12 protein-coding genes are annotated in these 11,857 nt (G+C 72.8%); 5 read left to right on the plus strand and 7 right to left on the minus strand.

The window, feature by feature from the left end; all coding sequences use genetic code 11:
• Positions 1-188: 188 nt before the first annotated feature.
• From ACZ4MF_RS13180 to ACZ4MF_RS13195, 4 genes are read left to right on the plus strand one after another with little or no spacing between them, the layout of a single operon-like run.
• Complete coding sequence (locus tag ACZ4MF_RS13180; RefSeq protein ID WP_467492110.1) at positions 189-1,292, plus strand: aliphatic sulfonate ABC transporter substrate-binding protein; 1,104 nt, start codon at positions 189-191, stop codon at positions 1,290-1,292.
• A 35-nt stretch (positions 1,293-1,327) separates the two neighbouring features.
• A complete protein-coding gene (locus ACZ4MF_RS13185; protein WP_467492111.1) occupies positions 1,328-2,107 on the plus strand; it encodes an ABC transporter ATP-binding protein in 780 nt (259 codons plus the stop codon).
• Entirely contained in the window at positions 2,094-2,987 is an 894-nt protein-coding gene (locus tag ACZ4MF_RS13190; protein WP_467492112.1) for an ABC transporter permease, read from the plus strand. Before ACZ4MF_RS13185 ends, ACZ4MF_RS13190 begins: the two co-directional genes overlap by 14 nt.
• Before the next feature lies 1 nt (position 2,988).
• The gene (locus tag ACZ4MF_RS13195) at positions 2,989-3,726 is read left to right on the plus strand and encodes a sirohydrochlorin chelatase (RefSeq protein WP_467492113.1); all 738 of its coding nucleotides are present in this window, start codon (positions 2,989-2,991) and stop codon (positions 3,724-3,726) included.
• 55 nt (positions 3,727-3,781) lie between these two features.
• Here ACZ4MF_RS13195 and ACZ4MF_RS13200 read toward each other — a convergent pair whose 3' ends face one another.
• The 5 genes from ACZ4MF_RS13200 to mgt form a co-directional block, all read right to left on the minus strand.
• Complete coding sequence (locus tag ACZ4MF_RS13200) at positions 3,782-4,081, minus strand: hypothetical protein (RefSeq protein ID WP_467492114.1); 300 nt, start codon at positions 4,079-4,081, stop codon at positions 3,782-3,784.
• Between the two features lie 542 nt (positions 4,082-4,623).
• Positions 4,624-5,319, minus strand: coding sequence for a mycothiol-dependent nitroreductase Rv2466c family protein (locus ACZ4MF_RS13205; RefSeq protein WP_467492115.1), 696 nt, complete (start codon positions 5,317-5,319; stop codon positions 4,624-4,626).
• Between the two features lie 34 nt (positions 5,320-5,353).
• Complete coding sequence (locus ACZ4MF_RS13210) at positions 5,354-6,385, minus strand: ketopantoate reductase family protein (RefSeq protein WP_467492116.1); 1,032 nt, start codon at positions 6,383-6,385, stop codon at positions 5,354-5,356.
• Positions 6,386-6,418: 33 nt separating this feature from the next.
• Positions 6,419-6,970: a DUF1697 domain-containing protein gene (locus tag ACZ4MF_RS13215; RefSeq protein ID WP_467492117.1), complete on the minus strand. Its 552-nt coding sequence runs from the start codon at positions 6,968-6,970 to the stop codon at positions 6,419-6,421.
• A 148-nt stretch (positions 6,971-7,118) separates the two neighbouring features.
• Complete coding sequence (gene mgt / locus ACZ4MF_RS13220) at positions 7,119-8,381, minus strand: macrolide-inactivating glycosyltransferase (RefSeq protein WP_467492118.1); 1,263 nt, start codon at positions 8,379-8,381, stop codon at positions 7,119-7,121.
• Between the two features lie 289 nt (positions 8,382-8,670).
• Here mgt and ACZ4MF_RS13225 point away from each other — a divergent pair, with 289 nt between their 5' ends.
• The gene (locus ACZ4MF_RS13225) at positions 8,671-9,534 is read left to right on the plus strand and encodes a phosphotransferase enzyme family protein (RefSeq protein WP_467492119.1); all 864 of its coding nucleotides are present in this window, start codon (positions 8,671-8,673) and stop codon (positions 9,532-9,534) included.
• A gap of 53 nt (positions 9,535-9,587) precedes the next feature.
• On the opposite strand, the gene ACZ4MF_RS13230 is transcribed toward ACZ4MF_RS13225, so the two are convergent.
• On the minus strand, positions 9,588-10,313 hold the full coding sequence (locus ACZ4MF_RS13230) for an exonuclease domain-containing protein (protein ID WP_467492120.1): 726 nt from the start codon (positions 10,311-10,313) through the stop codon (positions 9,588-9,590).
• A 101-nt stretch (positions 10,314-10,414) separates the two neighbouring features.
• The gene (locus ACZ4MF_RS13235; RefSeq protein ID WP_356021846.1) at positions 10,415-11,653 is read right to left on the minus strand and encodes an SAV2148 family HEPN domain-containing protein; all 1,239 of its coding nucleotides are present in this window, start codon (positions 11,651-11,653) and stop codon (positions 10,415-10,417) included.
• Positions 11,654-11,857: the final 204 nt, after the last annotated feature.

Below are 11,857 nucleotides of genomic sequence, written 5' to 3' on the forward strand. Positions count from 1 at the left end.
AAGGAGGGCGGCCGCGTCGGCAGCGGCGCCCTCGGCAGCGGGCAGGGCGGAGTGGCCCGATGTGTGCGCTGACGTACGCGCACCGCTTGCGCGCCCTCACCCCCCACCGCCGTAGACGAAAACCTGCCGACCTCCCGGCCACGACCTGAGAGCCCGTGACCGCCGGGCCTCCGAGAGGAACACCTCCCGTGCCTGCAACAACCGCCTTCCGCCGCAGCCTTGCGGTGATAGCCACGCTCCCCCTCCTCACCCTCGCCGCCTGCGGTTACGGATCCACGGCGCACAAGGAAGACACCGCGAAGGTCGCCGCCGGCGCGAAGAAGATCGACGGACTCGGCTCCGTCAGGATCGGCTACTTCGGCAACCTGACCCACGGCACCGCACTGGTCGCCCGTCAGCAGGGCATCTTCCAGAAGGAACTGGGTGCCACCACGGCGGACTACGCGCTCTTCAACGCCGGTCCGTCCGAGATCGAGGCACTGAACTCCGGGTCCATCGACATCGGCTGGATCGGCCCCTCCCCCGCGATCAACGGCTACACCAAGTCGGACGGCAAGAGCCTGAGGATCATCGGCGGTTCGGCGTCCGGCGGGGTGAAGCTGGTCGTGAACCCGAAGAAGATCACGTCCCTCAAGGACGTCAAGGGCAAGAAGATCGCGACCCCGCAGCTGGGCAACACGCAGGACGTGGCGTTCCTCAACTGGATCGCGGAGCAGGGCTGGACGGTCGACGCGCAGAGCGGCAAGGGCGATGTGTCGGTCGTGCGCACCGACAACAAGGTGACCCCGGACGCCTTCGCGAACGGCTCGATCGACGGCGCCTGGGTGCCGGAGCCGACCGCGTCGAAGCTGGTCGCCGAGGGTGGCAAGGTGCTGCTGGACGAGTCGTCGCTGTGGCCGGACAAGAAGTTCGTGATCACGAACATCATCGTGCGGCAGTCGTTCCTGAAGGAGCACCCGAAGGCGGTCGAGGCGGTGCTGAAGGCCTCGGTCGAGGCCAACAAGTGGATCAACGCCAACCCGGACCAGGCGCAGGCGGCGGCGAACAAGCAGCTGGCGGAGGACTCCGGCAAGGCGCTGCCGGCGAAGGTCCTGGACCCCGCGTGGAAGTCGATCCGGTTCACCGACGACCCGCTGGCCGCCACGCTCGACACCGAGGCGCAGCACGCCGTGAAGGCCGGTCTGCTCAAGCAGCCCGACCTGAAGGGCATCTACGACCTCACGATCCTCAACAAGGTTCTCAAGGCCGAGGGCGCGAGCACGGTCGACGCGGCCGGTCTCGGCACGAGCTGACGCAGGTCTCGACCGGTCCCCAGGAGGTGACGACCATGGCCACGACCTTCGCCAAGGCCGCCGAAACGACGCAGTACGCGGCGCGTCTTGAGCATGTCTCGAAGTCTTTTCCGACTCCGGGCGGGCAGCAGCTCGTGCTGGACGACATCAGCCTCGATGTCGCTCCGGGCGAGTTCGTCACCCTCCTGGGGGCCTCGGGCTGCGGCAAGTCCACGCTGCTGAACCTGGTGGCGGGGCTCGATCGGCCCTCCGCCGGCGCCATCACGACGGACGGGCGTCCGGCCCTGATGTTCCAGGAGCACGCGCTGTTCCCGTGGCTGACCGCGGGCAAGAACATCGAACTCGCCCTGAAGCTCCGGGGAGTCGCGAAGCCGGAGCGGCGCGAGCGGGCCGAGGAGCTGCTCGCTCTGGTCCGGCTGAAGGGCGCGCACGGCAAGCGCGTCCACGAGTTGTCGGGCGGCATGCGGCAGCGGGCCGCGCTGGCCCGCGCGCTCGCCCAGGAGAGCAACCTGCTGCTGATGGACGAGCCGTTCTCGGCGCTGGACGCCATCACCCGGGACGTGCTGCACGACGAGCTGACCCGGATCTGGGCGGAGACGGGCCTGTCCGTGCTGTTCGTCACGCACAATGTGCGCGAGGCGGTCCGGCTCGCCCAGCGGGTCGTGCTGCTGTCCTCGCGGCCGGGCCGGATCGCGCACGAGTGGAGCGTGGACATCCCGCAGCCGCGGCGCATCGAGGACGCCCCCGTCGCCGAACTGTCCCTTGAGATCACCGATGTACTGCGGGGGGAGATCCGCCGTCATGGCCAGCACTGAGACGACACCGGCCCAGGACGCGCCGGGCCAGGACGCCGGGAGCGTCGAGGCGGGCCTCGACGCGCTGGAGACCACCACCACGGGCCGTCCGCCGTTCCGGCAGACGTTCGTGAACAAGATCCTGCCGCCCATCGTCGCCATCGCGGTGGTCCTGGCGGTGTGGGCCCTGCTGTATCCGGTCGTGAACAACCCGACCAAGCTGCCCTCGCCGGCGGCCGTCGGCGGCGCCTTCAAGGAGGCCTGGCTCCAGGGCACGCTGCTCGGCTACATCTGGACCAGCGTCTCGCGCGGTCTGCTCGGCTTCGCGCTGGCCCTGGTCATCGGCACCCCGCTGGGGCTGCTGGTGGCCCGGGCGAAGTTCGTGCGCGCGGCCATCGGCCCGATCCTGTCCGGTCTGCAGTCGCTGCCGTCGGTGGCGTGGGTGCCGCCGGCCGTGATCTGGCTGGGCCTGAACAACTCGATGATGTACGCGGTGATCCTGCTCGGTGCGGTCCCGTCGATCGCCAACGGTCTGGTGTCCGGCGTCGACCAGGTGCCGCCGCTGTTCCTGCGGGCCGGCCGCACGCTGGGCGCGACGGGTCTGAAGGGCGTCTGGCACGTGACGCTGCCCGCCGCGATGCCCGGCTACGTGGCGGGGCTCAAGCAGGGCTGGGCGTTCTCGTGGCGTTCGCTGATGGCCGCCGAGATCATCGCGTCCTTTCCCGATCTGGGTGTGGGCCTCGGCCAGTTGCTGGAGAACGGCCGCAACGCCAGCGACATGGCCATGGTGTTCGAGGCCATCCTGCTCATCCTGTTCGTCGGCGTCGCGATCGACCTGCTGATCTTCAGCCCGCTGGAGCGGTGGGTGCTCCGCAGCCGCGGTCTGCTGGTGAAGGGCTGAGATGCGCGCCCCGGTCCTTCTCGTCATCGCCCACGGCAGCCGCGATCCGCGGCACGCGGCGACCGTGCACGCGCTGGTGGAGCGGGTGCGGTCGCTGCGTCCGGGGCTGCGCGTGGAGACCGGGTTCCTGGACTTCAACGTGCCGTCGGTGCACGGGGTGCTGGAGTCCCTGGCGGCGGAGGGGGTACGGGACGTCGTCGCCCTGCCGCTGCTGCTGACGCGCGCCTTCCACGCGAAGGCCGACATCCCGGCCGTGCTGCGGGACGCCCCTGCGCGGCTGCGGATCCGGCAGGCGGACGTGCTCGGCCCGTCGCCGCTGCTGCTGTCCGCACTGGAACGGCGGCTGTACGAGGCGGGGTTGACCCCCGCCGACAAGTCCTCGACCGGGGTCGTGCTGGCCTCGGCGGGGTCCTCCGACCCGGAGGCGATCGCAGTGATCGCAGACATCGCGCGGGAGTGGCGGCACACCGGTTGGTGCGCCGTGCGGCCTGCGTTCGCCTCCGCGTCCCTGCCGCGCACCGAGGACGCCGTCGCCGAACTGCGGGCCCTCGGCTGCGCGCGGGTCGCCGTCGCGCCGTACGTCCTGGCCCCCGGCTTCCTGCCGGACCGCATCGCGCGGGGCGCGGCCGGAGCGGACGTACGGGCGCGGGTGCTGGGTGCCGCGCCGGAGGTGGCGCGGGTGCTGCTGGAGCGCTACGACGCGGCCCGCCGGCCGGCGCTGGCGGCGCTGGGCGCCTGAGCGCACCGGCCGGCGGGGAGGGCACCCGGCCCCGTGGGGGCGGGGCTCCGGCGGGTCACAGGCCGAGGTCTTCCAGGAGTCGCTGGGTGAAGGTGAGGCTGGCGGTGCCGGCGCCCGCCCGGATGGCGATCTCGTTCAGCGAGGAACGGATCCGGCCCAGGTTGGGCGGCAGGCCGTCCTCCGCGGACTGCTCGAACTGACGCTGGATGATCACGCCGTACTCGGCGATGCCCGGGTATTCGGCGTGCAGCGCGGCGGTGAGCCGCTCCGCGACGGCCATGAGGGTCTCCAGATCCGGCGGTGTGCCGTCGCCGAGGCTGATGCGGCCGCGGCCGCCGTAGCCGTAGGTGGTCATGTCCTGGCCTCGCTTCTGGCCCGCAGGGGCCGTGAGGGGAGCTTGAGTGAGGGGGAGGGACCGCTGACGTTACCGACGTCGCGGGGGCCCGTCGGACGGGCGGCAGGCCGGGCGGTCACGGTAGTGCGGAGTGGGCCGAAAATCGCCACCCATCCGGGTGATCGGTATCCGTTGACCGGGCCCTGCGGGCCGGGGACACACGGGGGGCCGGGCGCGTGGCGCGGGGTGGGTGCCGCGCTGTGCGCGGTGCCGGTGCTGTGCGCCCCGCTCATCCGTCCCCTCGCTCCGTTCCGCTCCGGCCGTTGCTTCCCTCCGGCCGTTCACGCTGTCGACCCTAGGGACAAGCCGATGATTTTGTCGCGAGGTTCGCGGAGCCGGGCCACCGCGGGGTGAAGACGTGGTACAAGGCCTCCGGGTCCGGCGCTCCCCTGTGACGTCGGACCCGGTGGCTCTTCGTTCTGCGCCGGGTGCGGCCCGCGTGTCACAGGTGTGGGCGGACTCCGGGCGCCTCAGCGGCGTTTATCGGCCAACTGGCGTCCGGGTCAGTCGAAGCGGAGGGAGCCGGTGCGGGTGCGCTTGAGTTCGAACAGGTCGGGGTGGCGGGCCAGCACCCGGAAGCTGTCGAAGAGTTCGGCCGCCTCGGCGCCGCGCGGAACGGCGCGCAGCACCGGTCCGCACCGTGCCGTCGGCGTGCAGGGTGGGCGTGCCGACGTAGCCGCCCGTCTCCGGCTCGGTCCCAAACTCGTGGCTGCGGCGCACGGCTTCGTCGTACGCCGGTCGTGCGCGGCGGCCGCGAGGCCTGCGGGGAGCCCGGGTTCGGCCGGCGACTCGGCGACGACCGTGTCGAAGTCCTCGATGCCGCGCTCGTGGATCCGGGTGCCGAACGCGGTGCAGAGACCGCGCAGCACCTGCTCGCCGTGCCGCTCGGCCGCGGCCACCGCGACCCGCACCGGGCCGATCGAACGGCCCGCCAGATCCCGGTACCAGTCGGGGAGTTCGTCGCCGGGGTTGTGCAGGTACAGGCTCATCGCCCGGAACCGGAGGTCGAGCGGGCGCAGCCGCTCGACCTCCGGCAGCCGGCGGGAGGTGATCCAGGCGAAGGGGCAGGCCGGGTCGAAGAAGAAGTCGACGCGGGTGCGGGCGGGTTCGGCGGCGCCGACGGCCGGGGCGGAGGCGGGGCCGGAGCGGGGGCGGTGGCGGTGTCGCTGTGCGTCATGACAGTGACGCCAGTCGGTCATTGGTGCCCGGTCCCGGCCGATTCACCTCTCCCTTTCATGGTCCAATCGGCGCGCCCTTCCCGTCCTCGACCTCGTCCGCCCTGCGCACCAGCTCGGCGACCGGCATCGAGCCGGCGGCCCGGTGCTCGCGGGCGAAGCGGCCCGCGAGGCGCTGGAGCAGTTCGTTCAGCGGGGTCGGTACGCCGTGCAGCCGGCCGAGCAGGACGATCTCGCCGTTGAGGTAGTCCGCCTCGATGGTGCCGGTGCCGCGGGCGAGGGACTGCCAGGAGGAGCCGCCGCCGCGCGGGGCGCCGTCCAGCGGCACCAGGGTCACCTTGTCGCCGCGCGCCGCGCGCTGTTCCTCCGCGCTCGCGTGCGCGATACCGGCGGCGTCGAGTACGGCCTCGCCCTCGGCGCGCACGCGCGCGAGCAGGGCGTGTGCGGCCTCGTCGGCGGCGGGGCCGCACAACGCCTCGAAGGCGGTGCCGAGGTTCCAGAGCAGCTTCGCGTACTGCCAGCGGGCCACGTCCGGCACCACGGGCGCCTCGAAGCGGGCGTCCGCGAGGTCGGCGGCGATACGGCGGGCGGTGTCGTCGGTGCCGTGCGGCAGGCGGCCGAGGTGCAGGACACCGGTGAGCGGGCGGCCGGCGGCGGAGACGACACCGGGCTCCACGAAGGCCGAGGGCAGCCAGACGCAGACGCCGTACACGTGCCGGAAGCGGCGCAGTGCGAGCCGCCCGCCCTCCACGCCGTTCTGGAGGGACACGAGCGGCAGCCTCCGCGCCGCCGTACCGCCGCCCGCGACGGGCACGTCGGCCCAGGTCTCCAGCGCGGCGACGGTGTCCTGCGTCTTCACGGCGAGGAGGAGGACGTCGTCGGCGCGCAGCTCACCGAGCGGGCCGGGCCCGTCGACGACGGGCAGCCGGTGCCTCGACTCTCCTTCCGGGACGAGCAGCCGGAGCCCGTGTGCGGCGAGCTCCGCGAGGTGCCTGCCGCGGGCCACGAGGACGACCTCACGCCCGGCCTGGGCGAGCCGCCCGCCGACGCTTCCGCCGACCGCTCCCGCCCCGATGATGATGTAGCGCATGGGGCGAGCCTCGCACACGCGTGCCCGGCCGCGTCACGCCGGTGGTGCCGTCAACTCCACCAGTTTCACCACGGTGTTCCAGTTCCGGCTGGTGGCGATCAGCCCCTTGGTCGGGCGGGTGCGGGCGAGTGTCTCGGCGAGCTTGGAGCGGCCCAGACCGTCCGGGGCGTACAGGTACAGACAGCGGTCGCCGAGCCGGAACTCCTCGGGGAGGTGGGCGCTTCGGTCGATCCCGGCGTAGCGCTCCGCGGTGACGGGCGCGGAGAAGTACGTGACGTGCAGTTGCTTCGGCGCGAGGTCGGCGGCCGGGAACGGGCAGGCCTCGGCGACGGCCTTCAGATAGGCGTGCTCGCGCACGAGCACGTCGACGGGGAAGCCGAAGCGCTCCTCGATCGCCCGGCTCAGCTGCGCCGCCAGCGACTCCTCGTCGCCCTGTTCCGATCCGAACACGGCCTGGCCGCTTTGCAGATAGGTCTGTACGCCCGTGTGGCCGAGGCCGGTCAGCAGGGCGCGCAGGTCGGCCATGGGCAGCTTCTTGGCGCCGCCGACATTGATGCCGCGCAACAGCGCCGCGTAGGTCGTCATCGGGCCAGCGTAGAACGGCCGTCGTGCCCCGTGGGGGTGGGCACGACGGCCGGCCCGCACGAGGCGGACTGCGCGAAACTCTGGCCGATGGGCGGGTGCCGGAGCAACCTCTCCACGCAGCTGTGACTTGTTCAACAAGCTTCTGTAATCACAAACCTGTGCGCTGACCGCGGAACGGACATCCCTCGTTCCACGCCGCCTGTCCCTGTGCGCCGGCGCGTCGGGCCAGCTCCGCCTCGATGAGGTCGGCCGCCCGGCGGGTGCCGCCCTCCTGGGCCGTCTCGGCCTGGAGCGCCCTCAGACGGCGGGCCACCTCCGGGTCGTCCACCAGGGCGAGGGCGGCCTCGCGCAGGCGGTCGGCGGTGGCCTCCTCGGTGTCCAGCCGCCGGGCGACGCCGAGCGCCACCAGCATGTCGGCGTTGCCGAACTGGTCGACGGCCTGCGGTACGGCGATCATCGGGGTGGCCGTGGCGAGGCCCTCCTGGCTGCCGCCGGCGCCCGCGTGCGTGACGAACAGGTCCGCCTGCTTCAGGATCGCCAACTGCGGTACCCAGTCGCGCACTTCGACATTGGCCGGTACGTCGCCCAGGTCGGCGGCGGAGACATGGCGGCCGACCTGGAGCACCAGGTGCCAGCCGGGCAGGTCCCCGAAGGCGCGGACGCACGCGCGGTAGAACCCGGGCTGCTTGGTGAAGGCCGAGCCCAGGGACACCAGCGCGACCTTGTCCACGCCGGCCGGCCGCTGCCAGTCGCCCTGGCCTGCGCGGTCGCCCTGGCAGGCGCCGACGAAGGTGTGGACCCGCTCGTCGACCCGGTCGGCGTTCGGCTGGAGGGCCTTCGGGAACAGCACGATCGAGCGGTCTGGGCGTCCGGCGAACGGGTCCGGGTGCTGGTTGATCCCGTTCTCCTTCAGCCAGGCCTCGAACCGGGCGTAGTACGCCTGCCCGCGCGCCGTCTTCCTGGGCTCCGCCCACATCGGCTCGGCGACCTCCTTCTCGTACCCCTCCCAGGCGACGAGGTTCGGCGAGAGGGAGATCGCCGGGACGCCCCAGCGGTGGGCGAGGACGCGGGCCGGATAGGAGGCGATGTCGTGCAGCACGAGGTCGGGCTCGTCGCCTGCGTAGGCCTCGATGAGCTGGGGAAGCGCCTGGACGGCGTCCGCGAGGAACGGCTCCACGTTGTCCAGGAGCGTCGTCCCCCAGGCCGACGGGTCGGCGCCGGGTGCGGGCAGCGTGGAGGTGTACGGGACGGGCCGGGCCCCGGTCTCGGCCACCTTCTCGGCGAACACCGGGGGGATGGCGTACGTGACCCGGTGGCCCCGGGCGACGAGTTCCCGGATCACCTCCAGGCTGGGGTTCACGTGGCCGTGCTGGGCGATCGAGAACACGGCGATGTGTGCGGAGCTGGTCATGCCCCAGAGGCTAGACGAGACGTTACGTCTCGCCCAAGTGGTTTTCCCGGCCCGGAGACGAGGTCGCACAGGGTCTCGTCGAGGATGCCGGCGTCCGGGTTGTATACGAGCCGTCCCAGCGGGTCCTGGAAGTTCAGGGCGCCGGTCCAGCGGGTGGCCCGGGTGCGGCCCGACTGGGCGTCGGTGAACGCCCGGGGACGCGTCGAGGGACCGCGCACCCGGCCCGGCACGCCACCCGACCTGTGCGAATGCGAGACTGACCGGGGAGATCCGACCGCACGGAGGCACGATGGACGAGGGACGGGCACGGGACGTACTGGCCGCGGCGGGGGTGCTGCCGGGTCGGGCCGGGGACGCGCGGCTGCTCGCCCTCGGGGAGAACGCGGTCTTCGCCGCCGGCGACCTGGTGGTGAAGGTGGGCCGGGACGCCGAGTTGCTGGAGCGAGCACGGCGCGAGCTGGACATCGCCGGCTGGCTGGCCGAGGCGGGCGTGCCGGCGGTGCGGGCGGCCGAGCCGGAGCCGCGGCTGACCGAGGGGCACCCGGTGACGGTGTGGCACCGGCTGCCGGAGCCGGTACGGCCCGCCGAGCCGCGCGATCTGGCGGAGCTGCTGCGGATCGTGCACGCGCTTCCCTCTCCTCCCTTCGCCCTGCCGCCGCGCGAGCTGCTGGGCGGTGTCGAGCGCTGGCTGCGGCTCGCGGGGGACGCGATCGACCCCGAGGACGCTGCCTACCTCCGCACGCGCCGGGACGGTTTCGCGGCGGCCGCGGCCGCGCTGACGCCCCATCTGCCGCCGGGCCCCGTCCACGGCGACGCCCTGCCCCGCAATGTGCACATCGGGCCCGACGGACCGGTCCTGGTCGACCTGGAGACCTTCTCCGCCGACCTGCGCGAGCACGATCTGGTGGTCATGGCCCTCTCCCGCGACCGGTACGGGCTGCCCGCCGAGGCGTACGACTCCTTCACCGAGGCGTACGGCTGGGACGTACGGGATTGGGCGGGCTGCTCGGTCCTGCGCGGCGCCCGGGAGACGGCGAGCTGCGCCTGGGTGGCCCAGCACGCCGCGAGCAACCCGAAGGCACTGGCCGAGTTCCGCAGGCGGGTGGCGTCACTGCGGGACGGGGACGAGTCGGTGCGCTGGTATCCGTTCTGAGCGTGCCGCAGCAACGACCGCAGCGTGTCGCGGGGTTGCCGCGGGGCTGATCGCTACGCGGGGCGGCTCTCGGCCAACTCCCGCAGCGGCCAGGCCCCGTCCACCACGGCCTCCGCATCCCCCTTGCGGCGCAGGAACGCCTGGAAGTCCGCCGCCCACTGCGCGTACCACTCGATCTGGCGGCCGTGCAGGTCCGCCGGGCTCAGGGACGCGATCTTCGGGTGGCGGTCGGCTATCGCGCCGGCCAGGCGGGCCGCGGCGAGGGCATCGGCCGCGGCCTCGTGGGCCCGGTCGAGGACTATGCCGTACTCGGCGGAGACCGCTTCCAGGTTTCGCTTGCCGCGGCGGTAGCGGTCGGCCCAGCGGTCGATCGTGTAGGGGTCGACGACCGGGGCGGGCGGGGTGCCGCCGAGGCGGTCGGCGAGGGACGGCAGGCCGTGGCGGCGCAGTTCGGCCGAGAGCAGGGTGAGGTCGAAGGCCGCGTTGTAGGCGACGACCGGGACGCCCGCCTTCCAGTACCCGGTCAGGGCCTCGGCGAGGGCGTCGGCCACCTGGTCGGCGGGCCGGCCCTCGGCCGCGGCGCGCGCGGTGCTGATGCCGTGCACCGCCACCGCGTCGGCCGGGATCTCCACCCCGGGATCGGCCAGCCACTCCCGGCGCCCCACGGGCTCCCCGGCCCTGACCTCGATCACCGCCCCGGTGACGATGCGTGCCTCGTGCGGATCCGTGCCGGTCGTCTCCAGATCGAAGCCGATCAGCAGCTCACGGTGCCAGCCCATGGCGGCCCCCCTTCTCGGTGGTGCTTTCCCCCAGTGGTCTCCACCCTCGCACGCGGCACTGACAATCCGAGGACGGGATTCCGCTTACCCCGACGGACAGTTCAGGACACAGGACGCGAATCCGCCCAGGACAGCTCGAATTCCTCGCGGTATGTCGGGAAGAGCCCGGCTTCACTGACGTCGTCCGACTTCACCAGCTTGCTGCCGTTGCGCAGCACGAGCACCGGCGACTCCATCCCCCGGGCGCCACGCAGATAGGACTGCACCACGGCGATGCCGTCGGCGCCGTCCCCGTCCACCAGGTAGGCGGTGAAGCGGGGCGTCTCGTCGTACACCTGGATCTCGAAGGCGCCGGGGTCGCGCAGCCGGGAGCGCACCCGGCGCATGTGCAGGATGTTCATCTCGACCGAGCGGCTCAGCTCGCCCCGCTTCATGCCCAGTTCGCGCTCGCGGCGCTTGACCGCGCTGGAGGCCGGGTTGAGGAACAGCAGCCGTACCCGGCAGCCGGACTCGGCGAGGCGGATCAGGCGGCGCCCGGAGAAGTTCTGCACCAGCAGGTTGAGGCCGATGCCGGTGGCGTCGAGGCGGCGGGCGCCGGCGAAGAGGTCCTCGGCGGGGAACTGGCGCATGAGCCGCACTCGGTCGGCGTGGACGGCGACCACGTCGGCATACCGGTCGCCGACCAGGTCCTCGACCGCGTCGACGGGCAGCCGGCGCGCGGAGGGGACGTCCCCGCCCGCGCCGAGCATCTCCAGGAGGCGGGCCGAGGCCCGCTCGGCCTGGCTCAGCACCGTCTCGGACAGGGCCCGGTTGCGGGAGACGACGTTGCGGGTCACCTCCAGTTCGTCCAGGGCGAGTTCGAGGTCGCGGCGCTCGTCGAAGTACGGCTCGAAGCACGGCCAGTGCTGCACCATCAGCTCGCGCAGCTGCGGCAGGGTCAGGAAGCTGAGCACGTTGTCGTCGGCCGGGTCGAGCAGATAGCCCTTGCGGCGGCTGACCTCGCGGACGGCGACCGCGCGCTGCACCCACTCCTGCCCGGCGGGTCCGGCCGCGGCGACCACCCAGTCGTCCGCGTGGACGGGTTCGTAGATGGGGCGCAGCACGGCGGCCACGACGGCGCGCAGCCGCTGTTCGACGAGGTTCAGCCAGATGTAGGCCCGGCCGGCCCGCTGGGCGCGGGTGCGCACCTCGCGCCAGGCGTCGGCGCCCCAGTCCAACTCCGGCCCGATGGAGCCCGCGTCCATCGGCCGGGCCAGGGACACCGCGCCGGGCGGGACGTCTGTGGAGTTCCCCTCGTGACCCTCGTCACCAGGGGGCAGCTCCAGCCCTCCCGAGCCCACCCGTGCACCGCCTTCCGCGCCCCGGGGCCTTCCCCGTCCCAACGATCAAGGAAGGGTACTCCGGGAGCGGTAGGGGTTGCAGCCGGATGGACAGGTCGGTTGTCCAACTGTTTTCCTCAACCCGGCCTGTGCCGACGGCCATTCGACGGCCCTGTGTCACGGGGAGTGAGCGGATTCATAGCGGGGACGGTCCGCGGGGTGGCG

It is taken from the genome of Streptomyces sp. NPDC025793, assembly GCF_055558375.1.

What these genes read in the sequence shown, in the direction of transcription:
- ACZ4MF_RS13185 (WP_467492111.1), top strand. Translation starts at nt 1,328, where the DNA reads ATGGCCACGACCTTCGCCAAGGCCGCCGAAACGACGCAGTACGCGGCG.
- ACZ4MF_RS13190 (WP_467492112.1), top strand. Translation starts at nt 2,094, where the DNA reads ATGGCCAGCACTGAGACGACACCGGCCCAGGACGCGCCGGGCCAGGAC.
- ACZ4MF_RS13195 (WP_467492113.1), top strand. Translation starts at nt 2,989, where the DNA reads ATGCGCGCCCCGGTCCTTCTCGTCATCGCCCACGGCAGCCGCGATCCG.
- ACZ4MF_RS13200 (WP_467492114.1), bottom strand. Translation starts at nt 4,081, where the DNA reads ATGACCACCTACGGCTACGGCGGCCGCGGCCGCATCAGCCTCGGCGAC.
- ACZ4MF_RS13205 (WP_467492115.1), bottom strand. Translation starts at nt 5,319, where the DNA reads ATGACCGACTGGCGTCACTGTCATGACGCACAGCGACACCGCCACCGC.
- ACZ4MF_RS13210 (WP_467492116.1), bottom strand. Translation starts at nt 6,385, where the DNA reads ATGCGCTACATCATCATCGGGGCGGGAGCGGTCGGCGGAAGCGTCGGC.
- ACZ4MF_RS13215 (WP_467492117.1), bottom strand. Translation starts at nt 6,970, where the DNA reads ATGACGACCTACGCGGCGCTGTTGCGCGGCATCAATGTCGGCGGCGCC.
- mgt (WP_467492118.1), bottom strand. Translation starts at nt 8,381, where the DNA reads ATGACCAGCTCCGCACACATCGCCGTGTTCTCGATCGCCCAGCACGGC.
- ACZ4MF_RS13225 (WP_467492119.1), top strand. Translation starts at nt 8,671, where the DNA reads ATGGACGAGGGACGGGCACGGGACGTACTGGCCGCGGCGGGGGTGCTG.
- ACZ4MF_RS13230 (WP_467492120.1), bottom strand. Translation starts at nt 10,313, where the DNA reads ATGGGCTGGCACCGTGAGCTGCTGATCGGCTTCGATCTGGAGACGACC.